This window comes from Sorangium sp. So ce119 (assembly GCF_051524405.1).
In the GTDB taxonomy this organism is placed as follows: Bacteria; Myxococcota_A; Polyangia; order Polyangiales; family Polyangiaceae; genus Sorangium; species Sorangium cellulosum_G.
On the sequence record NZ_CP150310.1, the window covers coordinates 8,041,001 to 8,066,839 of the forward strand.

Sequence of the window (25,839 nt, forward strand, 5' to 3'; positions counted from 1 at the left end):
TCAGCGTGGAATCAGCGTGGAAACGCGAGCAGGTACAGGAGGAGCGTGTTCCCGACGAGCAGGAGCAACGCGGTGGGGAGCTGGACCTTGATCACGGCGTCGCGATCGGGCAGCCCGAGCAGCGCCGCGGGAACGACGTTGAAGTTCGCGGCCATGGGGGTCATCAGCGTCCCACAGAAGCCGGACAGCATGCCGATGGCGCACACGATCGCCGGGTCGCCGCCGAAGCGGCGCACGAGCAGGGGCAGCCCCACCGCGGCGGTCATGACCGGGAACGCCGCGAACGCGTTGCCCATGATCACGGTGAACAGCGCCATGCCCACCGTGTAGGCCGCCACCGCGGCGGACCGGCTGCCGAGCGGGATCACGCCCCCGGCGAGCTGCCCGACCACGTCGCCGACGCCGGCCGCCGAGAACACGACGCCGAGCGCGGCCAGCGTCTGGGGCAGGATCGCCGCCCAGCCCACCGTGTCCAGCAGGCGCCGGCCCTCCTGGAGCGGAGCGAGCAGCGGCGGGCGCAGCCACGCCACGGACGCCGCGAGCGCCAGCACCACGCCGAGGGCGAGCGAGATCAGCGTGGCCTGCCCCGGGTCGAGCAGCGGGGTCCCGAGGATCTCGATCCGCCGGAGGACCAGCGTGCCCAGGAGGGCGGTGGCCGGGACGAGCAGCGCCGGGGCGAAGAGGCGGTCGCCGCGCCGCTCGGCGCTGGCGAGCCGCTCCTCGCGCGTCGTCGTGGCGGGGCGACCCTGCCCGAGGCCCCCGACGCCCGCCAGCAGCACGAGCGCGATCACGAGCACCCCGTTCCCGAGATCCCCGAGGCGCGGGCCGAAGAGGAAGCTCGTCGCCAGCAGGCCCCAGAAGAGGGCGTTCTTCCAGCGCTTCGCGTTCTCGCGATCGGCCGCGCTCAGGAGCGCCGACGCCGCGAAGAACAGCCCTCCTGCGGCATAGCCGAAATCGAGCGTGATCATCCGCGCGGCTCCCCCGCATCTACGTGGGAGGCGTGGGTCGCGGGGGAGACGCGGGCGAGCTCACGCCGGAGCCGCCGGTCGAGCAGGAGGAGCCGTGTCCCGTGGATGAGGAGCGCCAGGATCGCCGTGGGGATGGCCCAGATCGACACCTGGAGCGGCTCGACCAGGATCCCGTTCTGCTCGAGAAAGCCCTTGATGAGCAGGATCGACGCGATGGCGAGGAAGATGTCCTCTCCGAAGAACAGCGCCACGTTGTCGGCCGCCGCCGCAGCGGCGCGGATCAGCCAGCGCGTCCGGTCCGGCAGCGGCCCGTACCGGTTCTCGGCCGCGCCCTCGGCCATGGGCGCGATCAGCGGGCGGACCATCTGCGCGTGGCCGCCCAGCGAGGTCAGGCCGAGGGCCGCGGTGAGCTGCCGTACCACGAAATACACAAGCAGGAGCCGCCCGGTCGTGGCGGTCTTCACCCGCGCTACCAGCGCGCGCGCCCGCTCCTGGAGGCCCGAGCGCTCCAGGAGGCCGATGACCGGCAGGACCAGCCAGACCAGGCTGACATAGCGGTTGTCGTTGAAGGCCTTGCCCAGGGCGGAGATCGCCTGGATCGGGCTCATCCCCGCCGAGAGGCTGGTCACGAGGGCCGCCGCCGCGACGACGAGGAGCGGATGGATCCGGGCGACGAAGCCGACGACCACGACCGCGACCCCGAGGAGCGTGAGCATGCTTCTTCCCTGGTGCTCACGGGCAACCTCGCACGCGGGCGAGGGCGTCGTCCACGGGCGCGCGCAGGACCACGGGCACGCGCAGGAGCACGCGCCCGGCAGCCCGCGCTTGACGCCGGCCGGCGCGTCGACGAGTGGCCTCCCGGAGCGCGACGAGCACAGCGGTCACTGGAGAAACCGTCAGGGGCCAGGATCGCCCGGCATGTCCGCGCAACGGAGGATCGCCGCAGTGGAGAACCAGACAAGCGAAGACATCGTCATCTCGTCCGACAAGTCGCTCCTCGACCTCGATCGGATCCACGCCGTCCTCGCGTCGGCCTACTGGAGCAAGGGCATCCCCCGCGAGGTCGTCGAGCGTGCCATCCAGGGCTCGCTCTGCTTCGGCGTCTACAAGGCCGGAGCGCAGATCGGGTTCGCCCGGGTGATCACCGATCACGCCACGTTCGCGTACCTCGCCGACGTGTTCATCGTCGACGAGGAGAAGCAGAGAGGGTACGGCAAGGCGCTGATCGCGCACATCACCGAGGCGCTCGGTCGCCTCCGGCTGCGGCGGACGCTGCTCGCCACCGCCGATGCGCACGGGCTTTACCGGCAGTACGGCTTCACGCCGCTCGAGAAGCCGGACAACTTCATGGAGATCAACGTCAAGGACATCTACCAGAGGGGAAAGGCGGGGACCTCGTAGCGTCGGCGCGTCCCTATCCCGGGGCCATGTCCCCCGCGGGCGCGATCTTCACCGGCTCCAGCGCGAGTTCGCGGCAACGCGAGCTGCGGAGCGCAGACGCTCACTGCGCGCGGCGCCCCGAGGGTCGGGGGCCGCCTCGGCGGGCGACCTACCCCGAGAGGAGCGCGCGCGCCCTTGCCTCGGCCTGGGGGGTGAAGCATTTCAGGAACGCTCGCTCACCGGGCCGCTGGAACGCCACGAGGTCGTTGGAGACGGCCAGGGTCGCCCAGTCATCGGTTCCGCTCGGGTCGACCACGAGCCCGAGAGACTCGCAGAGCTCGACGATCGGGAGGTCTGAAGCGTGCGTGGCCGCAATCCTCGCGTCGAAACGAAGGATACGCTCGACGTAGGCGGCGTAGCTCGACGCGGAGACGGACCACAGGTCGTCCTCGAACGTGTAGCTGTAGATGCGGCGGTCCTCACCGAGGTAGAGGAACGCGTCCGATGTCCCGATGTCCCAGTAGCCGACGAGCAGCCGCGACGGCTCACCCGCTGGAAGCCAGGGGTCACCGGAGCGGAGGAGCGGCGATTCGAACGCCTGCGCGGAAGCGGCGCCCGCGAAGAACTCTGCGTGGCAGAGGACGGGACCACACATGGCGGTTCGATCGAACCGCCGGATGCCACGCCCGATGCCGAGCGCGTCGGAGACGGCATCGACGAGGCATGATGACGGTCCCTGCGCATGCAGCCATTCGAGGAAGGCGGGGCAGCCCTCCTCGTTGATGACCACGAATGCCGGGACCGTGGGCACGCCGTCGAACGACGACTGCCACGGGGCGTGCAAGCGCGCTGTCGCTCGTTTGTCGAGCCCCTGCGACATCCCCCCGCCAGGGAGGCGGTAGCGGACTGCCGCGCTGTCGTTGCGCACCAGGAAGGCCCCCTCGACGCCCGGCTCCCGGTCATCGAACAGCAGCCCCTCGCCTTCCAGCAGCTCGCTCTCGGCGAGCACCGCCGAGTAGGCAGGGAACCAGATCCTCTTGCGAGGCTGCCGCTCACCGAAAGCCCGGAGCCAGGGGACGAACTGCTCGGCGCTCCGCGCGTAAAGGCACCACGTATCCCGGCTCTCGGTGACCAGCACCGAGCCCTCGTACCACCTGAAGGAGCCACACGACTCCGGGGCAGGCGGCACGTCACCGCCCCGCGCGCGTACGGCGTCGAGGATCTCGTCGCGGGCGACGGTGGGGGCGCCCGTGCAAGCGAGATAGCTGTCGTTCCACGCCGCGAAACGCGAGCGGAGCCGTTCGCGGTCGCTGGACGGGACGCCGGGGAGCGCGGGAAAGTCGAGCATGAAGCCTCTGCGATGAACTCACAACTTCCTCGAGCCGCTGTTGCGAGCAGTTCGCGTCCACGGACACGCAGCGCCTCAGGCAGGCGAGGTGACGTCGTCCCAGGCGAGCACCGCCTCGGGGCGAAGCTCCCGCATGCGCGTCACAGTCAGGCCCTGTAGCCTACGCTCGAACACCAGCGCCGCGTCGCCAGCGTAGAAGGTGCCAGTGGAGTCGCTGGCCTCTTCAACCTCTTCCAGGCCGAGCGCCCGGGCGAGCTCACGGCCGTGCGACGACCGTGAGACGTGAATCGGCACTTCTTTGGGGTGTCCCCACAGCGCGACGCGGGAGACGAACGTGCGCACGGAGTCGCTCGTTCGCTCCCACTCGTCCCAGCCGAACCCGTAGGCCCACATCCGGCCGTCCTCCGTGATGCACGCGAGTGTGTCGAGGTTGTCGAAATCTCGTGGGCTCACCAGGAGTGCGGGGCCGTCCGGCGTCTGCTGAAGCGGCCACTCCGCGACGCTCCCTTTGGCGAGGGCTCGATCGAGCATCTGGATCCCGCCGAAGCGCTGGATCCGGTCGACGCTACGCAGACCGCCGAACGAACTCTCGGCGTCCGCGGCCACCCTGGCAAGCGCCTCGCTTCCCCCGTTCTCCCGCACCCACGAGGCGAGCCGCGCAGGGTCGCCGGGGTCGTGCATCCGACAGAGCCAGCGCGATGCCGCCTCTCTCGCGCGAGGCGACAGCGGAAGCGTCTTCGACGCAGGATCGACGGTTGCGCAAAGAAACCCGATCACGCTCTGGCTAAACCGTTCGCCCGCCTCTTCAAGCGGGAGATCGAGGTGCACTGCTTCTTTGTCCAGAGCCGCACGCCCCGTCGAATCGGCGTAGTCGTCGCGAAACTCGATCCAGCCCGACTCGGGCGCGGCAGGCGACTCTCCGGCGGCTCGAAGCACCGGAAAGAAGCACTGTAACCGCAGGGCCGCGCACTCTTCGAGCCAGGGTCGCAGGCTGGCTGCCGTGGGGCCCAGCACCCGCAAGAACACATCATCTCGCAGGGCGAGCACCGCGTCGCAGACGTACCACTCGAACCCGTGCCGGCGGGACGGGCGACTTGCCTGACCGACCCGACGAGCAACGCCCTTGACGAGAGCGCTCGTCTTGTCGAGCGCGGTGACCGGTCCCGTCTCCGGCTCGAAGTTACCGAGATGAACGCGCACGCGCAGCTCGAACTTCGAAGAACGCCACGGCTCAAGCCTGTCCGCCACCTCGTTCAACTCCGAAAGGGAGGCCGTGAGCTGCTTCGTTCCGCACATCGATTGGAGCGCGGGGCTGAGCTTGCCCTTTTCGATGCTTCCGAGGAGTGGATGGTTGAATCGAGTCTTCATGTCGGACCCCAATCGTTGTTTTCGCCGGTACCTCCAAAGACGCCCGGCGTCATTCCGGCAACACGATTGCTGCGGCGCTGGATCTCCGCATCCGAGTGATTGTTGCGACCTGCTGTGCGATCGGCCTCGAGCTGCTGCCGGTAGCGCGCCGCGTTGGCCCGACGAGCGTCGTCCAGAGGCGCCGTGTTCCCCTGGGCGGCCTGTTGCCGCGCGCGATCCAGCGGTGTCCCCGCGCCTGCGGGCCTGAAGTTGAGGGGTGGTCCACCTCTTGGGGGCGACGCGGGAATGGTCTCTGGCTGCTGACCCGTGCCCGCCAGCGCGTGCAAGCGAGCCAGAGTCTGCGAGCAGTTGGGGCACGGCGCGCAATCTGTGCCATTTACGTCGGTACTTCCGATCGGTCCCATGCGGCGCAGAGCGCGGCGGAGGTGCCGCTGGCCCTCCGGTGTGCCCGGATCGCATTTCACCCCATTTCGGTCCTCGTAGTCGCGGAGATAGTTGCTGATCGCGTGGGGCTCGGAACACCAGGACGGGTCCCTGCCCTGGCCGCGCCCGGAGTCCTGAGGGAGCGCGGCAGCGACGGCCGGGTGTAGATCGTGCAGCGGCCCCCTGCCTCCGGCGTTGCGCTCGCTGGCGGACTGCCCGGTGAACTCTCGCGTGCCGCCTCCCTGAGATCGTGGGAGACGCCGCGTGTTGAATCTGGACCCCATCAACCCATCGGCGTCAATCACGGCGAGCGGCCTCCCGCTCACGTACCCGTACGCCTCGAGCCCTCCCTCGAGCCCCAGCGGCTCCGGGCTCAGGTATGTCGCGCTCGCCGGATCGAAATACCGCCACCGGTTGTAGTGGAGCCCTGTCTCCGGCTCGTACCAATGCCCCGGGAACCGGCTCAGCGTGGCCGCGGCGTCGCCCGCGATCACCCGACCATACGCCTCCGTCTCGAAGACCTGGTCGACGGTCCCGTCGGCATCCACGAGCGCCAGCGGCACAGGCGCCCCGTCCCGGTGCACGAAGTATTTCCACGCGCCCGGGCCCGCCTCGGTGTCGACCGCCTGCGCGATCGGCACCGGTGAGTCCGGCGAGTACGCGTAGCGCCGGCGCTCCACCAGCGTGAACGGCACGTCAGCGCCAACCGTGGGCGCCTGGCGCTCCACCGTCTCCTCCAGGAGATCCTCGCCATCCCAGCGGTAGCGGTGCCGCACCATCGCCGCGTCTCGCCGCATCACGCGCTTCTCGAGGCGCCGCGCGAACCCGTCGTAGACGAACTCGAGCCGCGTCCTATCGGGCAGCGTCATGCCCGAGAGCAGGCCGAGGACGCTCCAGGCGTAGGTCGTCACCGCGGTCCCCTCCACCTTCTTCACGAGCCGGCCGCGCGCGTCATACGTGAGGGTCGCGCCGTTCGTGGTCACCAGGCGCCCGCCGACCAGGTGGGACTGCGCGCGGCCGCCGATCCAGCGCACGTCGCCTCGCGGCGAGAGCACGTAATCTTCGGTCCAGGCCCGCTTCTCGTGCCGCTTCTGCGCGATGCGGCCGCGCGCGTCGTACGTGAAGGACTGCGCCCCGCGATCGCGATCGGCTAGCACCTGGAGCTCGTCGGCGGGCGACCATCGGTAGTCGAACCGCAAGGTCTCCGGGCCGCCCAGCTTGCCGACCCAGATGGGCTCACCCGGGCGGTCGACGGCCGCACCAAGGCCGGAGACGGCTGAGCGGAGGACGTTGCCGTGCGCGTCCCTCGTGAGCGCGATGCCCCCGCCGCCCGCGAAGAGGCGCCCCGTCTCGGCGTCCATCAGGTCGTACGCGAACGTCGCGATCGGTTGATCCGCGCCCCTGTCATCCGAGAAGAAGAGCGCGGAGCACCGCCCGGCCGGGTCGCGCGGGGTGGCGATCGAGAAGGCGCCGGGCACGTCCATCCTCGTGCGGTTCATGCCGGCGTCGTACAGCTGCTGGACGCTCGCGGCGGAGGAAGGATCGTTGACCAACGCCGTGTCCTCACGGATGCATCGCCCTCGCGCGTCGTATGTGTACTGCGTGCGGACGGCCTCCGTCTCGAAGTGCAGGAGGCGACCGCGCTCGTCGTATTCCAACCTGTGGAACGTGTCGTCCGAGAAGGCGCGCCCGATCACCCGATCGAGATCGTCGTAGGTCATCTCGACGAACTCGCCATCGTCGAAGGTGATCCTCGACAGCCGCCCGGCCTGGTCGTTCCTGTACCGCAGCGAGCGGCCGTCGAAGGTGCGCTCGGCGAGGATCCGCCCCTCGAGATCGCGCTCGATGGTGTGCACGTCGCCCTCCTCGTTGACGATGCGCACCATGCCGAGCTCGCGATCGTAGGCGTACGAGACGCGCGTGCCGTCGCTCCGCTCGACCGCGATCACCTCGCTGAGGCCCGCGTAGATCAGCCGGAACCAGCGGCCGTCGGCGTCGCGCTCGCCGGCGAAGCGGCCGGCCTCGTCGTAGATCGTGGACGTGCGCGCGCCGAGCGGAGAGCAATACTCGACGACGCGGCCCATCGCGTCATGAAGCCAGCGGTGGACCCCGCCCTTCTCGTCCCGCATCTCCACCAGTCGCCCGAGGAAGTCATAGCGCAGCGCTCGCGTGCCGCCGTGAGGCTCGACGATCTCGACGCGGTTGCAGAGCGCGTCGTACTTCATCGTCGTCTTGCCGCCATCGGCGGTCTCGGCGTGAACCAGACAGCCACGCTCATCATGGCGAAAGCTCGCGACGAGCCCCATCGCGTCAGACAGGTAGATCAGGTTCCCGTTCGGGTCGCGCGCGTGCTGCGTCTCCAGGCCGTCGGGGCCGCGCGTGGCCACGACATTGCCGCGGTCGTCGTACAGGTACTCCGTCGCGTGACCCAGCGGGTCGACCACGCGGTACGCGCCGCCGGACTCGCCCATCTTCCACGCGCGCCCGAGGCCGTCACGGTACCCCACGAGCTCGCCCGCCTCGTCGAACGCGTTGTCGTGCACCTGCCCCGCCCAGACGATCCGGTCCGCCTTGCCAAATGCGTTGACCTCGATTCTCCGCAGCGCGCGCGAGGTGATCACGTTGTTCTCGCCGGCGCCATACTCCACCTTGGCGTGCAGGAACCCCTTCGCCCGCGTGCCGTCCGCGAGCACCTCCGGCACGCCCTCGGCCAGGAGCGCACGCTCATTGGGATCGTTGCACCACGTCTCCACGCAGCGACCGTGTTCGTCATAGCGGTAGTGCACCGCGAGGCCCGTGGGCCAGCGCTCCGTGACGAGCCGATGATCTGAGTCGTAATCGAACGTGACCGCGTGCCCCAGGGCGTCGCGCGCGGCCACCAGATCTCCGCGCTCGTCGTATTCGTAGGTTCGGAACGACGTCCAGGCGCCCCTCACGGACGCGTTCTTCACCTCGAAGGCGGCGATGCGGCCGTCGCTGTGCCTCCGTACCCGAAGCAGGCGGCCCACGCTGTCATTCACGAACGTGAGCGGGCCGGTCCCGTTCTCGTAGAAGAGCCGGGCCTGGTTGCCGTTGTGGTCCACGAGCGCGCTGAGGCGGAACTCGTTGTCGATCGCAAAGACGTCATCGAAGACCCGCGTGATCCCGTCGTCGGCCTTGAGGAGATAGCCGTCGCGGGTCCGCGTCAGCAGTCCGACTGGGAGCTTCACGGTCTCGCCCTCGTCGGGGCACCGGCCCTCGCACGCCAGCGCCGTCGCCGTGACGATGCGCACCCTGCGGCGGCGGAGCTCGATGACGCGCCAGCCGAGCGAGTGGTTCCACCCGTGGCCGAGCCCGTAGTCGAGGTCGCGCTGCGCGGAGCTGTAGGCGCGCTCGATCACGAGTGGGAACGCTCCCGGAAGCGCCATGTCGGTGACGGCAAGGGTGTAGACGCGGCCCGTGACCGGATCGATGGGGTGTCCGGCCTGCGTTCCTCCTCCGCCCCCGTGCGTCGGGTTGGGGCAGCCGCCGCCGCTGCCCTGGCCGCAGCTCCCGGCGTTGCGGCCACCGCCCTGGGCGCCGTTGCCGCCGCTATTGCCCCCCGCGCCCTGATCTCCGCCGCCCCCGTTGCCGCCGCGCCCGCCGCTGCCTCCGCCGCCTGCACCACCGCCCATGACGAAGACACCGGGGTTCATCCCCGGGATGGCCGGGATGTTCGGAACCGGAGCTGTGCGTGCCATGAAGCGATGGTCGCGGAACCGGCCAGGGCGTCAATACCCGCTGCCGTGCCGGATGGCCCCGGGGCGGTCATCTCTCGACAGCCCCGGGTTGAATTTCAATTCACCCGTCCCCCCTCGACAGCCCCCGGCTCGATCCCCCCGCCCCCCTCACAGCCCCAGGCGCCGCAGCGGCAGCTCCCGCGCGCGCGTCTTCGTCAAGGCGAACACCGCGTTCGCGATCGCGGGCGCCACCGGCGGCACCCCCGGCTCCCCGACGCCCCCGGGCGGCGCGTCGCTCTTCACGATCTCCACGTGGATCCGCTGCGGCACCTCCGGGCTCCGCACCACCGGGTAGTCGCGGAAGTTCGTCTGCTCGACCGCGCCGCCCTTCACCGTGATGGCGCCGTGGAGCGCGATGCTCATCCCGAACACGACCGCGCCCTCCATCTGCGAGCGCACCCGATCCAGGTTGACCACCGTGCCCGGGTCCGCGACGAGCCACACCTCGTCGACCTTCACCTTGCCGAGCGCGTCCTTCGAGACCGCGGCGACAACGGCCACGTACGTGAGGAAGCTCCGGTGCGCCGCGAGGCCCACCGCCCGCCCCGCCTTGCGCGCGGCGTCCCACCCCGAGAGCTCCGTCACCCGGTCGATCACGTGCCGCAGGCGGCCCACGTCGACCGGGTGCTGCTCGATCGGCGCCCCGTAGTTGGGGACCTTGTCGACGCCGAGCTCGGCCGGCGTCGCCCGGCGCGCCGGGCCGAGCACCTCGAGCAGCACGTCGCGCGGATCCGCCTGCCGCGCGTGCGCGATCTCGTCGATGAAGCTCTGCACCGCGAAGGCGTGGAAGATGTTGCAGACCGACCGGAGCCAGCCGATCCGGACGTGCGCCGGCGCGTCGCACGCCTCGACGCGGACGTTCGGGGCCGAGAGCGCGAGGTCGAGCACGCCGAGGCCGAGCTCGCCCTCGCTCGGCGTCTTCGCCTTCGCGTCGAACGTGGACGGGATCGGCGGGAACGCTGTCCGGTGCTGCCACGCCGTCACCTTGCCGGCCGCGTCGAGCCCCACCTTGAGCTGCTGCGCGCTCACGCTGTGGAAGTAGCCGCTCTGCACGTCGTCCTCGCGCGTCCACTGCACGCGCACCGGCGCGCCCATGGCCCGCGCGAGCAGCGCCGCCTCGGCGCAGTAGTCCGGCTTCGACTTCCGCCCGAAGCCGCCGCCGAGGAGCGTCACGTGCACCGTGACGTTCGCCTCGTCGAGGCCGAGCGCCCGCGCCACCTCGGTGCGCGCCGCCTGCGGGTTCTGCGTCGGCGCCCACACCTCGCACCCCTTCGCGTCGACCCGCGCCACCGCCGACGGCGGCTCCATGGCCGCGTGCGCCAGGTGCGGCACGTAGTACTCGGCCTCGATCGTGCGCGCCGCCGCCTGGAACGCCGCGTCCACGTCGCCGACCTTCCGCACGACCTTCCCCGGCGCGCGCACCGCCGACAGGAGCGCCTCGCGGTAGCTCGCCGAGTCGTACGCCGCGTTCGCGCCGTGATCCCACGCGACGTGCAGCGCCGCCCGGCCGCGCATCGCCGCCCACGTCGAGTCCGCCACGACGGCCACGCCGCCGAGCGGCTGGAACCCGACAGCGCCGCCCTTCGGCCCCGGCAGATCCACGAGCTTCTTCACGCCCGGGACCGCCAGCGCGCGCGCGCCGTCGTACCGCACGACCTTGCCGCCCACGACCGGCGGGCGCGCGATCACCGCGGTGAGCATGCCCGGCAGCCGCACGTCCGCGCCGAACTGGGCCTTGCCCGTCACGATCGCCGGCCCGTCGAGCAGCGGCAGCATGCCGCCGACGCGCTTGAGCTCCGCGACAGGGCGGAGCGCGACCGTCTTCTCGTCGGGCACCGGGAGCTTCGCCGCGTCGGCCACGAGCTCGCGGAAGTCCAGCGAGCGCTTCGTCTTCGCGTGGTGGACGGCGTGCTGCTCGGCGACGCACTCGGCGGCGGGCACCCGCCACTTCTTCGCGGCGGCCGCGACGAGCATCGCGCGCGCCGTCGCGCCCACGCGCCGCATCGGCTCGTAGCCGTTGCGCACGCTGCGCGAGCCGTCGGTGTTCTGATCGCCGTAGGCCTTGTCGCCGTCGCCTTGCACGATCTTCACCCGCGCCATGTCGGCGCCGAGCTCGTCGGCGATCAGCACCGGCAGCGAGCTGCGGATCCCCTGCCCCATCTCCGACCGGTGGCAGACGATCGACGCCGTGCCGTCGGGCGCGAGGTGCAGGAACACCCCGGTCCGGAGCCCAGGCTCCGCCGCCGCGCCCGCGGGCGCGGCGGGCGCGGCCTCGGCATCGTCGGCGAGCCCGAGCGCGAGCCCGGAGACCGCGAGCCCGAGCCCCGCGAGGAAAGAGCGGCGGAGGAGGACGACGCGTTGCTGTTCCATCTTCACTCCGTGGGAAGGCCGGCGGCCTTGCGGACCGCCGCCCGGATGCGCGTGTACGTCCCGCACCGGCAGATGTTGCCGGCGAGCGACTTGTCGATGTCCTCGTTCGAGGGCCGCGGGTTCTTCCGCAGGAGCGCGGCCGCGCTCATGATCTGTCCCGACTGGCAGAAGCCGCACTGCGGGACGCCGAGCTCCACCCACGCGCGCTGGAGCGGGTGATCGCCGCCCGGGCTGAGCCCCTCGATGGTCGTCACCGAGCCGCCCGCGGCGCGCTTCACGGGCGTCACGCACGCGCGCACCGTCTCGCCGTCGAGGTGCACGACGCACGCCCCGCAGAGCGCCTGGCCGCAACCGTACTTCGTCCCCGTGAGGCCGAGCACGTCGCGCAGCACCCAGAGGAGCGGCATCTCCGGATCCACGTCGAGCTTCTGCTCGGCGCCGTTCACCTTCAGGATGATCATGGACGGGCCTCCTCGGGCGGGCACGCGGCGCCCGCCTTCACCCACGCATCGACGAGCGCGCCGAACTGCGCCTGCGTGCCGGGCGCCTTCGTGCGGCCGTGGCCGGGCGCCCACCCCCACGCCACGAGCGCGTCGCGCGCGGAGTGCTCGACGATCTGCGCGAGCGTCTTCTTGCCGTTGCGCGCCGGATCCTTGATCTGCGCGCAGATCGCCGCCGGCGACCTGCCGAGCCACGCCATCTCCGCCGGCGCGAGGTGCCAGCCGGGCGCGCCGGGCACGCGCGCGAGCTCGAGGTTCTGCACCTGGTGGCACGACGTGCACTCCATCGCGGCCACCCCGCGATCGCGCGGACCGCGCTCGGCCGGCGGGCTGTGGCGCTCGCCGCTGTCGCCCTGGCGCGGGACGCCGTCGTGCGGATGGCAGTTCACGCAGCGCGGGTGCAAGAGCACCTTGCTCGCCTCGAGGAAGATCGAGGCCGCGCGCGCGTCGTCGTCCCGGATCGACGCGAACGCCTCCGGGCCGCGGAGCTCGCCCGGCGCGACGGGGGGAAGGACGACCGGCTTCGGCGCCTCCGCGGGGCGGGCGTCGCACGCCGCGGCGAGGAGGCCGACGCCCGCCAGGAACCAGAGGTGGAGAGGCTGCATCGCGCGGCCTAGACTGCTTGCTGCGACCGCGCAGCACAAGCCTTTCGTCGCGCTCGCGCGCCGCAGACGCTCGCTCGCTCGCACGGCGGCCTGAGCCGTGAAGCGCCCCGCGCTCGCCTCGAGAGGACCCGTCATCGAGGCGCGCGATCGCCGCGCCGAGCCGGTGTCCTCGACGCCGCGCTCGACCTCGCCGGGGTGCGCGGCGCTCCCCAGGATCGTTGACGTCGGCAATGGCACAGACGCGTGGCATGCTGTCGTCGACAGGCGACGCCGCGCTCGACTGCATGTCCCGTCGCCTCGCTCTCCATATCGCGAGCTCGGCGCCGCCAGCGGCCCCCTCGCAGCGCGCCCCGCGCCCCGGAGCGCCCCGCGATGCGCTGTTGAAACGCGATCGCCCCTCTGGCGCTCTCGCGCGGAAATGCAGCGCGACCCTCCTCCGTTCAGCGCTGTGGTGAGCGGCAGAGACCTCCCGGCGCCGCCGCTGTATCGAGCGACGTCACCGTCCTCACGCTGCGCCGCCCGCAACCCGCGATGACAGCGGCCGTAAGTGGGTGCAGGGCGCGCCGCGACAAGGGCCCGCAGCGGCCATCATGCCTGTAGCGAACTGTCACGCGGGATCTGTGCAGCGCGGCCGCACGCCACGATGCGCCACGCCAACTCCAGCTCATGGCCGCCTGTCCATCGAATCCCGGGCGCTGGCTCGCCGCATGCAAGCCGGCTCCGGCATGAGCAAGACGGTAGGAATGGGCGAGGCCACCCAGCCATCGCCGCGCCTGATCGCCCCGGCTGAGGCAACCTGCCACACCGCGCCGTCGAGCTCGGAGCGCGGGCCGCTGGCGGGAATGCAGGTGGGCTCCCAGCTCCGGCTCATCCGCGCGCTCGGCCAGGGCGGGATGGGGAGCGTCTGGCTCGCCGAGCACACCGCGCTCAAGACGCAGGTCGCGGTGAAGTTCCTCCGCGACATGTACGTCGATCTCCCCCTCGCCGTCATGCGCCTCCACCGCGAGGCCGAGGCGGCCGCCCGGATCCAGAGCCCGCACGTCGTGCGCGTGTTCGACGTCGGGTTCACCGATCAGGGCGTCCCCTACATCGTGATGGAGCACCTCGAAGGGCAGACGCTGCACGACCTCGTGGAGCGCCGCCAGCGGCTCTCGCTGAGCGAGACGGTCTGCATCCTGCGCCAGCTCGGCGCGGCGCTGGCCCGGGCGCACGAGGCGGGCATCGTCCACCGCGACATCAAGCCCGAGAACATCTTCCTCGTGGAAGGCGAGCGGGAGCCCTTCGTGAAGGTGCTCGACTTCGGCATCGCCAAGAACACCGTCGAGGAGGCCGAGCGGCTCACCGTCACGGGCGCCATCATGGGGACGCCGCACTTCATGTCGCCGGAGCAGATGGCGGGCGGAGCGCGGGTCGGACCGCACAGCGACCTCTGGGCCCTCGGCGTCGTGGCCTACTTCTGCCTGACCGGGCAGACCCCATTCAACGGCGCCACCATCGCGTCGGTCGCGGTCGCGATCGACCGCGGGCCGCCCCCGCCGCCGTCCCGGCTCGTCCCGGGGATCCCGCCCGCGATCGACGCCTGGGTCCTGTCGCTGCTCGAGCCGGACCCGGCGCGCCGCGCCCAGAGCGCCCGCGTCGTTCTCGACGCGCTCGACGCCGCCCTCGCCGCCCCGCACAGCCCGCGGGCCGCCGGCGAGACCGAGATCATGCCGCCGCGCGAGGCGCTCTCCTCGGCCGAGGGCTTCTTGTCGCTCGTGACCACGCTGCTGCCGTTCGGCACGCTCGGCGACGGCTCGCCGCGGAAGCTGGCGCGCGCGCGCACCTGGGCCATGGCGGCGGCTGCGATCATGGGCATCAGCACGCTGGCCTGGGCGGGCGCCACCGGCGTCGGCCGGACGGCGCCGGCGGCGCAGGGCGCGTCGCTCGCCATGGTCGGGAGCGGCCCGGCGGAGCCCGCAGCCCACGCGGCCCCCGCCGCACCGCCGGCCGCCGAGCCCGCGGCGCAGTGCGCGACGCCGGCGCCGCGGCCCGAGGCCCAGGCCAGAGCGCCGCAGCCCGAGGGGTCCGCCGCATCCAGATCGCCGGCCGCGTCCGAGACGCCCGCCGTCGTCCCGGGCACGCCTGTCGCCCAGGCTGCGCCCGCCACCGCGGCCGCGCCGGTCAAGAAGGTCGCGAACCGCGCGCGGGTTCGCCGCGATCTCGGCTTCTGACATAAGGAGAGCCATGCACCCCGGGCCCAGGACGCTGCTGATGCTCGCCGGCCTGATCCTCGCGGCCGCGCCCGCGCGCGCCGCCCAGGCGCCGGAGACGGGCGGCGGCGACGCCGACGAGAAGGCGCGGAGCGATGCACGAGAGCTCGTGTACGCGGGCGACGAGTTCTTCGCCCAGAAGCGGTATGCCGAGGCGCTCCGCGCCTACCAGCGCGCCGAGCGGCTCGTCTGCGTGCCCACGACCTCCATCGAGGTGGCGAAGACGCTGACCGCCATCGGGCGGCTCAGCGAGGCGCGCGAGCTCGCGTCGACGATCGCCGCGTCGCGCCCGACCCCGGGAGAGCCCTGGCCGTTCATGCAGGCGCGGCGTCGGGCCGAGGCCCTGCGCGACGAGCTCGGCGGGCGCATCCCGCGGCTCCGGGTGAGGATCACGCCCGCCCCGGCCACCGCCAGGCTACGTGTCGACGGCCAGGCGATGACGGCCTCGGCCGAGGGCTCCCCGATCGACCCGGGCAACCACTGGGTCGAGGTCGAGGCCGATGGCTACGTCGGCGCCCGGCAGCGGGTCTACGTCCCCGAGCGCGAGGTCACGACGCTGGACATGGCGCTCACGCCGGTGCGCAGCCCGGGCGGCGGCGCGAGCCCGTGGGTCATCGGCGGGTTCGCGACCTCGGGCGCCGGCCTCGCGCTGGGGCTCGGCGCCGGCGTGGCCTACCTGAACGCGAGGAGCGACCTCGAGGAGGCGTGCCGGCAGGGCACCGCGAGCTGCTCCGGGGACGAACGGGGCAGCGCGAACACCCTCGGCTGGGTCTCGAACGTGGGGTTCGGCCTCGCGATCGCGGGCGCGGCCGTCGGCGGGCTCGCCCTCGGCCTGGAGACCTCGACGGGGCCGACCTCGAGCGTCACGTGGGCCGTCGGGCCCGGCTACATCGGCGTACGAGGGACGTTATGACGACGCGGTTCGCAGCGCTGTGCCTCTTCGCCGCGGGGGTCGCGGGGTGCCAGATCATCGCCCCGCTGCCCGGCGCCGGGGGCGAGGGTGGCAGTCCCCCGAGCCTGGACGGCGGAGAGATCGACGAGGGAGGGGGCGAGGCGAGCCAGGGAACCGAGGTCACGCCGCCCGCGGAGGAGGCCGGTCCCTGCGAGGTCGCCGCGTGCTCGACGCACTGCGCCGGGTCGATGGATGCCTGCGAGGTCACGCCGCAGTATCCGTCGGTCGAGACGTGCTGCGCTGTCTGCGAGGCGATGCCGTCGCCCGCGGAGTACGCCGCGTGCCGCCCGGTGGGGTCGGGCGATCCTGCGGGCTGCACCGCCGGCGGGGTGCTCGGCCCGGAGGACGCCGACGGGTGCATCGGGCGGTGCGAGGCGGCCTGCACCCTCTACACGGCGCTGTGCCCCGACACGCTGGCGCTGACGAGCCTCGATAGCTGCATGCTCCTGTGCCTGGCCGCGGGGGCGCCGCCCATCTTCAATGCGTGCAAACCGTTCAAGGAGGAAGGCTCGTTCGAGTGCCGCCTCCAGCTGATCTACAGCGCGCTCGAAGAGACGGACGACGCGAAGCGCAACCAGACGTGCCGCGACATCGTGCAAGGTCGCTGCCCGAAGCCGGAGTGCGAGGCCGAAGACTAGCTCGATCCCGCCTCGCGAACGGCACCGCAAGCGGGGGAGTCTGCCTGCTCTCCGCCGGTGCGTCCGCCTGGGCAGCCGATCCTTGGGAGCGGGAAGCGCTCGCCGCGGAGACGGGCGGCGATATCTAGCCGGTAGGCGCCGTGCCGTTCGGTGCGGCGCCGGGCACCGCGGGCGCTGCCGTGCCGTTCAGCGCAGCAGGCGCATCGCCGCCGAGACGTTTCGGTTTCCTGAATAGGATCAGCACACGTCAGGCGAACGCTGTGGACCGAAACACGACGAAGATCACCGAAAATCCGCTTTGGACGCGACAACTCAGCGGGTAGCCGAGATGTCGCCGAGCTCGCTGCGACAGGCCTCGACCACTCACGCGGCCGGTCGCACACCGGCTCCCATGTGCAAGAATCGCACGGACGTAAGGTGGGCCAAGTCACCTGTTGACGCCGCCTCTCTGCTGGGAGATCAGAGGCGCGCATCCGGAACGGGGAGAAGACATGGGACACGGCGTGAAGGTGAAGGCGAGCGCGCTCGTGCTGTGCGGACTCGCGATGGGTCTCGCATCGGCATGCGACTTGACCTACACCTGCGACACGGTGGAGCCGGGAGGTGTGGGTGATGAAGTTCCGACAGGATCTGTAGGGGGCGGGAGATTATCCAAGCAACGGCGCAGATGACGAGCCGGACGACGACGAAGTGGGCAGCGCACAGCTTGAGATGGCGGGGTCGTGTTCGCCAGTTCACCCATGTACCGAGATGTACGAAAAGTGCAGGGACATGGGGCGGCGGTGCACGCGTCCGATCGGCCATCGGAGCCTTTGTGATTACTGTCGCGAAGATTGCCAGGACAAGCGTCCGTACAAGTACAGTGAATGCTATAGCTGTGGATTCGAATGAATACGACGGACCTGCCTGCCCTTCTCGATGCGACGCATGTTGCCTTTGACCCACCAACAGCAGACCGCCTGTTGCACCTCGGCGCGGCCAACGTCGTGCGTTCGTCAGATTGCCTTGTCGTCGGGCCGAGCCGCCTCGATGCCCTGGAACATGTCCGGACGCGTGAGGCCTGGTGCTCTTTGTCTGAGAAGCGCTCTGGTGCAGACGAATCCGGCCAAAAGTGGGATCAGCTCTATTCGCAGGATGTTCGCTGGGAGCTGCCCGTTGTCTTGTGGGCATCAGTGAGCCTCCATGAACGAGTGAACGTATGGCGGGTCTGTAGCTGGCTGCGGCACCTCGGGATCGCGCGCAGTGACGTCCTCATCGTCGAGCTCGAGCGTGTCTACGGCACAATGAATAGGTTTCACGAGCCACCGAGCATGCCGCGGTTCAACTGCTCCGCGTCGGTCGCCGACCATCTCGACAACGTTCTTCTGGATCGTCTCGCCAAGTCGTGCCCTTGGCCAGTGGAACGCTACGATCGTGCCGTTCGCCTCTGGGAAAGCTACGCCGACGAGGATCCTTTACCCTTCGTCGAAAGCTGCATGGCTGGTGTCGAAGGGTTTCCGGAACTTGCTCCCTTGTGGGGGCTTCTGTCATCTTTCTTTCCTAGGAAGACGACGGAAGGTCCCCTGCGCCTCAGCCAACTCGATGAACTCATCCTGACCATCCTCTCGGTAGGTGAGTACCAAACTGACGTGTCCGTGTTCTGCCACAAGTCGCAGCCTGGATTGGAGCTGCGGGAGCTCCTCTCCTGTACAGGCGACCTGTTCCTGGAAGATCGTCTGGCCCAATGGGCGAGGCACGCTTCGAACGAGTTCGTAGAGCGCGCACCCGACGTAAGGCCTGACGTTGAGATGAAGTCGTGGGTGTACCGCCTCACCGAACGTGGCGCGCAGCTCCGAGACAGGGGACTGGATCAGCTCGCTGACGCGCCGCGCCTTCCCGTAGCGGGGACCGAGGCGTACTCACCTGTGGCCCCCTGGGTGCTGCTCGAAGACGGACGGCTCGCTCGCCTGTGAGGGCTAGCGTAAACCCGCGATCGGAATCCAGCTGGCCCACTGGATTCAGCCCCGTAGACCGAAGTGATAGAGGGACTCGCCAGGCCCCCTGAGCAAGAAGACCACGACCCGCGCCCGCCGCCTACCGAGGCGGAGCTGCCAGCGATCCCGAATGCAGCCACCTTCGCCGCAGCCCTCGTGTGGTGCGGCTATCTCGCGTCGCCCAAGATGGTCGCGAAGATCCCCCCGCGGGTCTGAGCCGCCCAGCGCTCGGCCACATTGGCAGTAGGACGAGAGCGAGGTGTTGCCCTGGCTCCCGTGACGGAGCCATCGTTGCTTCTCCTCGAGTGCCCGGCCCTGCAAGGGCAGGATGAAGCTCGTCACCCTGCTCATCGAGCCGAGCAGCATCGCCCGCTTCCTCACCACGCTCAGCGAGCCGACCGACGTTCCAGGCCGCTCCCCCAACCGGGGGCCGCCCTGCTGGAAGAGCACCGTCCTGCGCCGGAAGGCGCTCGGGGACGCCGCGTAGCCGCAAGAACATCCCGGGCCAGACCAACGCCCGGAGGGCGACGTGTGCCCGCGGCTTCAGCGCTCAGCAGAAATAACCCACCCGTACTCGTCAGAGCGCGCGCCTTCGAACGGCGCGCCGCGGCGGGAGGTGCTACCCCCTCGCGCCGTGAGCACCCGCGTCCCGCAAGAGCATCCTGCCCCGCCGCCCGCCCCCGGCGGCCGGACCTCGTCCCCGCCCCCCTCCGGGGGGCCGGTGCGCTTCCCCGAGGAGCTGCCCATCTCGGCGCGGGTGCTCGACATCGCCCGGGCCATCGAGGCGCACCAGGTGGTGATCGTCGCGGGCGAGACCGGCTCGGGCAAGACCACGCAGCTCCCCAAGATCTGCCTGGCCATGGGCCGCGGGCTGTCCGCCCGGATCGGCGTCACGCAGCCGCGCCGCATCGCCGCCACCAGCGTCGCGGCCCGCGTCGCCAAGGAGCTCAACGTCGAGCTGGGCAAGGAGGTGGGCTACAAGATCCGCTTCTCGGACCGGACGAGCCCGGCGACGTACGTCAAGTACATGACCGACGGCATCGTCCTGGCCGAGATCCAGGGCGATCCGCGGCTGTCGGACTACGACACGCTCATCATCGACGAGGCCCACGAGCGCAGCCTCAACATCGATTTCCTCCTCGGCTACCTCGAGCGCCTCCTGCCGCGGCGGCCGGATCTCCGCGTCATCGTCAGCTCCGCGACGCTCGAGACCGATCGATTCTCGGCCTTCTTCGGCGGGGCGCCCGTCATCGAGGTCTCCGGCCGCACCTACCCCGTGGAGGTCATCCACCGTCCCCCGGAGACCGGAGAGGCGGAGATCGCCGACGCCGTCGCCAACACGGTCGAGGAGATCACCTCCATCGATCCGCGCGGGGATATCCTCGTCTTCCTTCCGGGAGAGCGGGAGATCCATGACACCATGGCCGAGCTGGAGCGGCACGGCCTGCCGCACACGACGATGCTGCCGCTCTACGGGCGCCTCCCGCAGGGCGACCAGCAGCGGGTGTTCCAGTCGTTGCCCGGGCGGCGGATCGTGCTCGCGACCAACGTGGCCGAGACGTCGCTCACCATTCCAGGCATCGTGTATGTGGTCGACGCCGGGCTCGCGCGCGTCAATCGCTACAGCCCCCGGACGGGCGTCACCCAGCTCCAGATCGAGCCGATCTCGCGCGCGAGCGCCGATCAGCGCAAGGGGCGCGCGGGCCGCGTGCAGAGCGGCGTCTGCTTCCGGCTCTACGCCGAGCAGGAGTACCAGGCGAGGCCCGCCTACACCGATCCGGAGATCCTGAGGGTCGGCCTCTCGGGCGTGATCCTCCAGATGAAGGCGCTCGGGCTCGGTGACATCGAGGATTTCCCGTTCCTCGACGCCCCGTCGAAGCGCGCCGTGGACGAGGGCTATCGGGTCCTCGAGGAGATCGGCGCCCTCGACGAGTCGGGCGCGCTCACGGACATCGGCCGGAAGCTCGCGAAGCTGCCGCTCGATCCGCGGATCGGCCGGATGGTCCTGGGCGGCGAGAGCGAGGGGGCGCTCGCCGAGGTGCTGATCATCGCCGCCGCGCTCGGGGTGCAGGACCCGCGGGAGCGGCCGCTCTCGGCGCAGAAGCAGGCCGACGACGCGCACCGGAGGTTCAAGGACGAGGGGTCGGACTTCGCGGGGCTCCTGAAGCTCTGGGCCTTTTACCAGGACGCGCAGGGCCGGCTCACCCAGAACCAGCTCCGGAAGACATGCCGCGATCACTTCATCTCGTACCTGCGGATGCGCGAGTGGGTCGACGTCCACCGGCAGCTCAGCCGCATCACGCGGGACATGGGGTTCTCGCCGAACGCGGCGCCCGCGAAGGGCGAGGCCATCCACCGCGCGCTCCTGCCCGGCCTGCTCAGCCGTATCGGCATGTGGAACCAGGAGCACAAGGTGTATCTCGGCGCCCGGCAGACGCGCTTTCAGCTCCACCCCTCGTCGGGGCTCGCGAAGAAGCCGCCCGCGTGGATCATGGCCGCCGAGCTGGTCGAGACATCGCAGCTCTTCGCCCGGATGGCGGCGGCCCTGGATCCCGCGTGGATCGAGGCCGCGGCCGGGCCGCTCTGCAAGCGCAGCTACAGCGACCCTCACTGGGCCGCGAAGCCGGCGGCCGTGATGGCCAGAGAGCAGGTGACGCTCTACGGGCTGCCGATCGCGCGCGACCGGAGGGTGGATTACGGGCCGATCGATCCGAGGGCGGCGCGCCAGATCTTCCTCCTGCACGCCCTGGTCCGGCAGGAGTACGCGACGCGCGCGCCGTTCATGGACGCGAACCGCGAGCTCTTCGAGGAGGTCAGCCGGCTGCGCGACAAGGCGAGGCGGAGCGAGATGCTGGCCGACGAGCACGCGCTCGAGCTCTTCTTCGACAGGCGCGTGCCCGAGGGGGTCTACAACGGCAAGACGTTCGAGGCGTGGCGCAAGGAGGCCGAGGCCACGGATCCGCGGGTGCTCCACCTGTCGATCGCCGACGTCCTGCTCGACGAGGCCGCGGAGCTCTCGCCCGACCGCTACCCCGACGCGCTCGATCTCTACGGGGCGGCCGTGCCGCTCGCCTACCGCTTCGATCCGGGCGAGGACGACGACGGCGTCTCCCTCTCGCTGCCGCTCGTGCTCCTGCCGCAGGCCGATCCGGAGCAGCTCGAGTGGACGATCCCCGGGTGGCACGCCGAGAAGATCGCGCTGCTGCTCGAGACGCTGCCGAAGTCGCTCCGCAAGGCGCTCGTCCCGATGCGGGAGGTCGCCCGCGAGATCGCCGCGGAGCTACGCCCGTTCCAGGGCCCGATGCGGCCCGCCCTCGCGCGCGCGGTCGAGGACCGCACCGGCGAGCGCGTGCAGGCCGACGCCTTCCGGATCGAGGAGCTCCCGCCGTACCTGCGCTTCTATTTCCGCGTGATCGGCGAGGACGGCCGGGCGATCGGCGAGGGGCGCGACCTGCGGGAGCTCAAGGATCGCCTGTCCGGCCGGGCGCGCGACGCGTGGGCGAAGGTCGGCAAGGCGGGGATCGAGCGGGACGGCCTCACGTCGTTCGGCGTCGAGTCGCTGCCCGAGCGCGTGCAGGTCGACGCCGGGGGGCACAAGGTGTTCGGCTATCCGGCGCTGATCGACGGGGAGACCTCCGTGTCGGTGCGCGTGCTCGCCTCGAGGGCCGCGGCCGACGAGGCCACGCGCGCCGGGCTGCGGCGGCTCCTCTTGCTCCAGCTCGGGGGCAAGATGAGCCAGCTCGAGCAGCCGCTGCGGAGCGCGGTGGCCGTGAGCGGGCTCGGCGCCCGGGTCGCGCCCGGCGAGCCCGGCCTCGCCCGGCAGATCGCGCTGCGCGCGCTCGACGAGGCATTCCAGCTCGGCGATCCCGCCTCGTTCCCGAGGACGCGCCCCGCGTTCCAGGCGCGCCTGGACGACGGCCGGCGGTCGCTCCAGGGCGTGCTGGCCAAGCTCGCCGGGCTGGCGCGGGACATCGGCGTCGAGCTCGATCGCGTCCAGGCGATGCTCCGGTCGATGACGGGCAAGCCGGGCGCGCCGAGGCCAGCGCTCGACGACGCGCGCACGCAGGTCGAGCTCCTGCTGCCGGTGGGGCTCTTCTCGCGCGCCCCGCTCGACCGGCTCGCCCACCTGCCCCGCTACCTGCGGGCGGTCCAGATCCGGCTCGAGCGGCTGCCCAACGGCCCGCAGAAGGACCAGGCCAAGGCCGCGCAGGTGCTGCCGTTCTGGCAGGATTACCTCAAGCACCAGCAGGCGCTCCGCCAGAAGGGGGTGCCCGCGGAAGAGCTGGAGTCGTTCCGCTGGCTGATAGAGGAGCTCCGGGTGTCGCTGTTCGCGCCCGAGCTGAAGGCCGCTGTCCCCGTCTCGACGCAGCGGCTGTCGGAGCAGTGGAAACGGATGATGGGATAGCGCGGCCGGCGCGAGGAGCGGTGAGGCGCCGCGGGTCGCATTCCCTTTCGGCGCACGGACTTCTCACGCTCAGATCTGTTTTCTCGTTTCTCTGTCTCTCCAGGGAAACGCCGGCAGGTTCCCCTTCGCCTGACCTGACCTGATATGTAGCTCGTCATGAGCGTGACGGCCTTGCGAGCCCTCTCTCGAGCGTTGATCGTCGCCGCGTCGGTCTCCCTGTCCTCGGCCGGTCACGCCGACACGGGAGCGAGCGAGGCGCAGCGTCGACTCGAGCGCTCGGCCGACCGGGCCGTGGCGGAAGGGCAGCTCGCGAAGGCGCGGGACCTCTGGCTTCAGGTGTGGCAACTGGCGCCGTCCGAGAAGGCAGCGTGCAATGTGGGGCAGCTCGCGTTCCGTGTCGGGGACATGGCGAGAGCGGCGGAGTTTCTGGCCCTGTGTCTCGAGAGGACGCCGGCGCCCCGGAGCGGCGCGGAGCGAGAGCGGTACGCGAGCCGGGCGCTGGATCTCGCGCGCGTGAAGCAGGAGGTCGGCGCGCTGATGTTCGCCGTGCCGCCGGGGGCGCAGCTCTCGATCGACGGCCGGCCTGTCGGCCAGGCGCCGCTCGGCGGGGAGGTGTACGTGGAACCCGGCTCGCACCGCGTCCGGGCGGCGCTCGGCGCGGCGTCGAAGGAGACCACCGTCGAGGTGCGCGCGGGGGAGGCGCGCCTTCTGGTCATCGATCTTGCGCCGCCGGCGCCGGTCGGCGGCCTTGCTCCGGCGGCGCCGGCCGGCGCCGAGCAGGCGACGCCGCGCGCGCCGACGGCGGCGGGGCTGCCGGGGGCGGCGGGGTTGGCGCCGGGGAGCGAGGGACCGGCGACGGCGCTCGTCCTCCTGGGCGGCGCGGCGACCGCCGGATGCATCACGCTGGGCGCGATCTTCCTCGCGGAGGCGAACGGCCACCAGCGCAGGTTCGACGAGCTGCTCGCGCGCAACCACGGCGGCTACCGGATCGCCGGCGCGGAGCTGCAGCGCGCGCAGAGCGCCTACGGTGCCATGGGGCGCGCCGAGGAGCGCGCCGTGGTCGCGCTGACCGCCGGCGCGCTCCTCGGCGCGGGAACGCTGATCTACGCGCTCTTGCCGAGGAGCCGCGGCCCCAGGGTGACCGCCGTCGGCACGCAGCTCGGCCTGGAGATGACATGGTAGACGGCGCTGGGCTCGGGTACCGGATCGTCGCGCAGCTCACCGGCCGCGGTCCGGCGGATGTCTATGCCGCGGTGGATCGCGCGGGCAGGAGCGCGCTCTTGTACGTGAGCGCGTCGGTGCCCGAGGGGTTCCTCGACACCCTGGAGCGCCTCCGCGCGGTGAGCGCGCTCCTCGACGAGCTCCCGCGGGTGCTCGACGGGGGCGTCGGCGCCTCGTTCTGCTGGGCGGCGGTCGAGCGGTGCGACGGTCCGTCGCTGCGCGTGCTCCTCGACGGCCGGTCGCGGGCTCTCGGGCCTTCATGGGCGCTCTCGCAGGTCGCAGAGTTCGCGGAGGTCTTGAGGACGGCCCACGCCTCGGGGATCTTCCACGGGGATCTCAGCCCGGACACCATCGTGCTGTTCGGAGACGGCTCGTTCAGGCTCCCTGGCCTGGGTCTCGCGCAGCTCTTCGGTCTCGGCGCCGGCGCGGGGGCAGCGGCGGACCCGGCGAGCGCGGCGATGACGACGGCGTACCGCGCGCCCGAGCAGCTCTCGACGCCGCCGGCCCTCGACGAGCGGACCGACGTGCACGCGCTCGGCCTCGTGCTGTACGAGCTCCTCGGGCTGCGCCGGCCGTTCGAGGGATGCGCGCCGGAGGAGCTCGCCCGCTGCGTCCAGCACGGGACGCCGCAGGCGATCGAGACCCTCGTGCCGCTGCCGCCGTCGGTCGCCGGCGTCGTGAAGAGGGCCATCGAGAAGGACCCCGCCGCCCGGTATCGCGGCATGGAGGAGCTCATCGCGGCGCTCCACGCGGCGATCGAGGGCTGGTGTCGCTGGCAGGCCGACCCGGAGCAGGGCGCGCTCTCCGGCGTGCGCATCCCGGTGCCTTCCGCGGGCGGCGCGCGGTCCCGGCCTCCGGCGCCTTCGCCTCCGGCGCCGCCTTCGCCGGGATCCGGACCGCCGACGCTGCCCTCCGGCGTCACGAGCAGGCCACCCGGGGACTCGGCGGACGACGTAGGGCACCATGCGCCGCATCCCGGGGACGCGATCGACTCTGAGGAGCAGCCCCCGCTGCCTCTCGCGGCCTCGGCCAACCGTGACGCCCAGCGTGCGCCGCCTCGCACGGCCCCGGCCGACCGTGACACGCAGCACACGCCGCCCCTCGCGGCTCCGGTCGCGCTGCCCGAGGTGCCTCCGCTCTTGGTCGCTGAGCCGCCGTTCGTACCCCCGCAGCCGGCCCCTCCGGTCGAATCGCCGGCGCCAGCAGCCCCGGCACCACCGGCAGCCCCGGCGCCCGGTCCTCGCCGCCGCCACCGGCGCATCGCCCGCGCGGCAGGCGCGCTGGCCCTCGTGGCCGCAGCGGCGCTCCTCGCCTGGTTCGAGCTCGTCTCGCCCCGAGAAGCGCGCGTCCCGCCCGTCGCCCGCCTCCCGCGCCCCTGCGCGCTGGTCCCCGCCCCCGCGGCTCCCCTGTCGGAGCGCCACGCGCCGGCGCCCGTCCCCCGCGAGTCCCCGCCGCGCACCGCGCCGGTGCCGCCGCGCGCGCGCCCGGAGGCGACGGTGCGTACGCCGGCGCCGCGTCGGCCCTTCGAGGAGGACGAGCCGCTGCCGCCCTGCGGCGCCGACTGGTACACCTGCGGAGCACGGTGGCCGGGCGCGCGCTCCACTACATTCCACTGACGCCATCATAATTATCAGTCGATCGCGCCACCTTGATTCGAGCGCAGCGGGCAGGCGTGCGCTTC

The 25,839-nt window shown here is 71.6% G+C and carries 17 protein-coding genes; 9 read left to right on the forward strand and 8 right to left on the reverse strand.

The annotated features are described in order from the left end of the window. Nucleotides 1-11: 11 nt before the first annotated feature. Both WME76_RS30320 and WME76_RS30325 read right to left on the reverse strand, forming a co-directional pair. On the reverse strand, nucleotides 12-968 hold the full coding sequence (locus WME76_RS30320) for a DUF979 domain-containing protein (RefSeq protein WP_437955739.1): 957 nt from the start codon (nucleotides 966-968) through the stop codon (nucleotides 12-14). Further along, nucleotides 965-1,684: a DUF969 domain-containing protein gene (locus WME76_RS30325; protein WP_437955740.1), complete on the reverse strand. Its 720-nt coding sequence runs from the start codon at nucleotides 1,682-1,684 to the stop codon at nucleotides 965-967. The genes WME76_RS30320 and WME76_RS30325 overlap by 4 nt, the downstream gene beginning before the upstream one ends. A 229-nt stretch (nucleotides 1,685-1,913) precedes the next feature. Between WME76_RS30325 and WME76_RS30330 the strand changes: the two genes are divergently transcribed. Further along, on the forward strand, nucleotides 1,914-2,369 hold the full coding sequence (locus WME76_RS30330; RefSeq protein ID WP_437955741.1) for a GNAT family N-acetyltransferase: 456 nt from the start codon (nucleotides 1,914-1,916) through the stop codon (nucleotides 2,367-2,369). Between the two features lie 148 nt (nucleotides 2,370-2,517). Here WME76_RS30330 and WME76_RS30335 read toward each other — a convergent pair whose 3' ends face one another. The 6 genes from WME76_RS30335 to WME76_RS30360 all read right to left on the reverse strand — a co-directional run bounded on the left by WME76_RS30335 (nucleotide 2,518) and on the right by WME76_RS30360 (nucleotide 12,720). Beyond that, entirely contained in the window at nucleotides 2,518-3,696 is a 1,179-nt protein-coding gene (locus WME76_RS30335; RefSeq protein ID WP_437955742.1) for a hypothetical protein, read from the reverse strand. 75 nt (nucleotides 3,697-3,771) lie between these two features. After that, the gene (locus WME76_RS30340) at nucleotides 3,772-5,064 is read right to left on the reverse strand and encodes a hypothetical protein (RefSeq protein WP_437955743.1); all 1,293 of its coding nucleotides are present in this window, start codon (nucleotides 5,062-5,064) and stop codon (nucleotides 3,772-3,774) included. After that, nucleotides 5,061-9,206 (reverse strand): YwqJ-related putative deaminase, encoded by a 4,146-nt coding sequence (locus WME76_RS30345; RefSeq protein WP_437955744.1) that lies wholly within the window; start codon nucleotides 9,204-9,206, stop codon nucleotides 5,061-5,063. Before WME76_RS30345 ends, WME76_RS30340 begins: the two co-directional genes overlap by 4 nt. A 147-nt stretch (nucleotides 9,207-9,353) precedes the next feature. After that, nucleotides 9,354-11,615, reverse strand: coding sequence for a molybdopterin cofactor-binding domain-containing protein (locus WME76_RS30350; protein WP_437955745.1), 2,262 nt, complete (start codon nucleotides 11,613-11,615; stop codon nucleotides 9,354-9,356). 2 nt (nucleotides 11,616-11,617) lie between these two features. After that, a complete protein-coding gene (locus tag WME76_RS30355; protein ID WP_437285706.1) occupies nucleotides 11,618-12,076 on the reverse strand; it encodes a (2Fe-2S)-binding protein in 459 nt (152 codons plus the stop codon). Beyond that, on the reverse strand, nucleotides 12,073-12,720 hold the full coding sequence (locus WME76_RS30360) for an Isoquinoline 1-oxidoreductase subunit (protein WP_437955746.1): 648 nt from the start codon (nucleotides 12,718-12,720) through the stop codon (nucleotides 12,073-12,075). Before WME76_RS30360 ends, WME76_RS30355 begins: the two co-directional genes overlap by 4 nt. A gap of 725 nt (nucleotides 12,721-13,445) precedes the next feature. On the opposite strand from WME76_RS30360, the gene WME76_RS30365 reads away from it, so the two are divergent. The 8 genes from WME76_RS30365 (at nucleotide 13,446) to WME76_RS30400 (ending at nucleotide 25,774) form a co-directional block, all read left to right on the forward strand. After that, entirely contained in the window at nucleotides 13,446-14,930 is a 1,485-nt protein-coding gene (locus WME76_RS30365; protein WP_437955747.1) for a serine/threonine-protein kinase, read from the forward strand. 13 nt (nucleotides 14,931-14,943) lie between these two features. Continuing rightward, nucleotides 14,944-15,882: a PEGA domain-containing protein gene (locus WME76_RS30370; protein ID WP_437955748.1), complete on the forward strand. Its 939-nt coding sequence runs from the start codon at nucleotides 14,944-14,946 to the stop codon at nucleotides 15,880-15,882. Further along, nucleotides 15,879-16,559, forward strand: a complete 681-nt coding sequence (locus WME76_RS30375; protein WP_437955749.1) for a hypothetical protein — start codon at nucleotides 15,879-15,881, stop codon at nucleotides 16,557-16,559. The genes WME76_RS30370 and WME76_RS30375 overlap by 4 nt, the downstream gene beginning before the upstream one ends. An 887-nt stretch (nucleotides 16,560-17,446) precedes the next feature. Beyond that, nucleotides 17,447-18,511, forward strand: a complete 1,065-nt coding sequence (locus WME76_RS30380) for a DUF1835 domain-containing protein (protein ID WP_437955750.1) — start codon at nucleotides 17,447-17,449, stop codon at nucleotides 18,509-18,511. A gap of 349 nt (nucleotides 18,512-18,860) precedes the next feature. Further along, complete coding sequence (locus WME76_RS30385; RefSeq protein WP_437955751.1) at nucleotides 18,861-19,019, forward strand: hypothetical protein; 159 nt, start codon at nucleotides 18,861-18,863, stop codon at nucleotides 19,017-19,019. Between the two features lie 147 nt (nucleotides 19,020-19,166). Further along, nucleotides 19,167-22,937 (forward strand): ATP-dependent RNA helicase HrpA, encoded by a 3,771-nt coding sequence (gene hrpA, locus WME76_RS30390; protein ID WP_437955752.1) that lies wholly within the window; start codon nucleotides 19,167-19,169, stop codon nucleotides 22,935-22,937. Between the two features lie 156 nt (nucleotides 22,938-23,093). After that, complete coding sequence (locus WME76_RS30395; RefSeq protein ID WP_437955753.1) at nucleotides 23,094-24,119, forward strand: hypothetical protein; 1,026 nt, start codon at nucleotides 23,094-23,096, stop codon at nucleotides 24,117-24,119. Continuing rightward, nucleotides 24,113-25,774: a protein kinase domain-containing protein gene (locus tag WME76_RS30400; protein ID WP_437955754.1), complete on the forward strand. Its 1,662-nt coding sequence runs from the start codon at nucleotides 24,113-24,115 to the stop codon at nucleotides 25,772-25,774. The genes WME76_RS30395 and WME76_RS30400 overlap by 7 nt, the downstream gene beginning before the upstream one ends. Nucleotides 25,775-25,839: the final 65 nt, after the last annotated feature.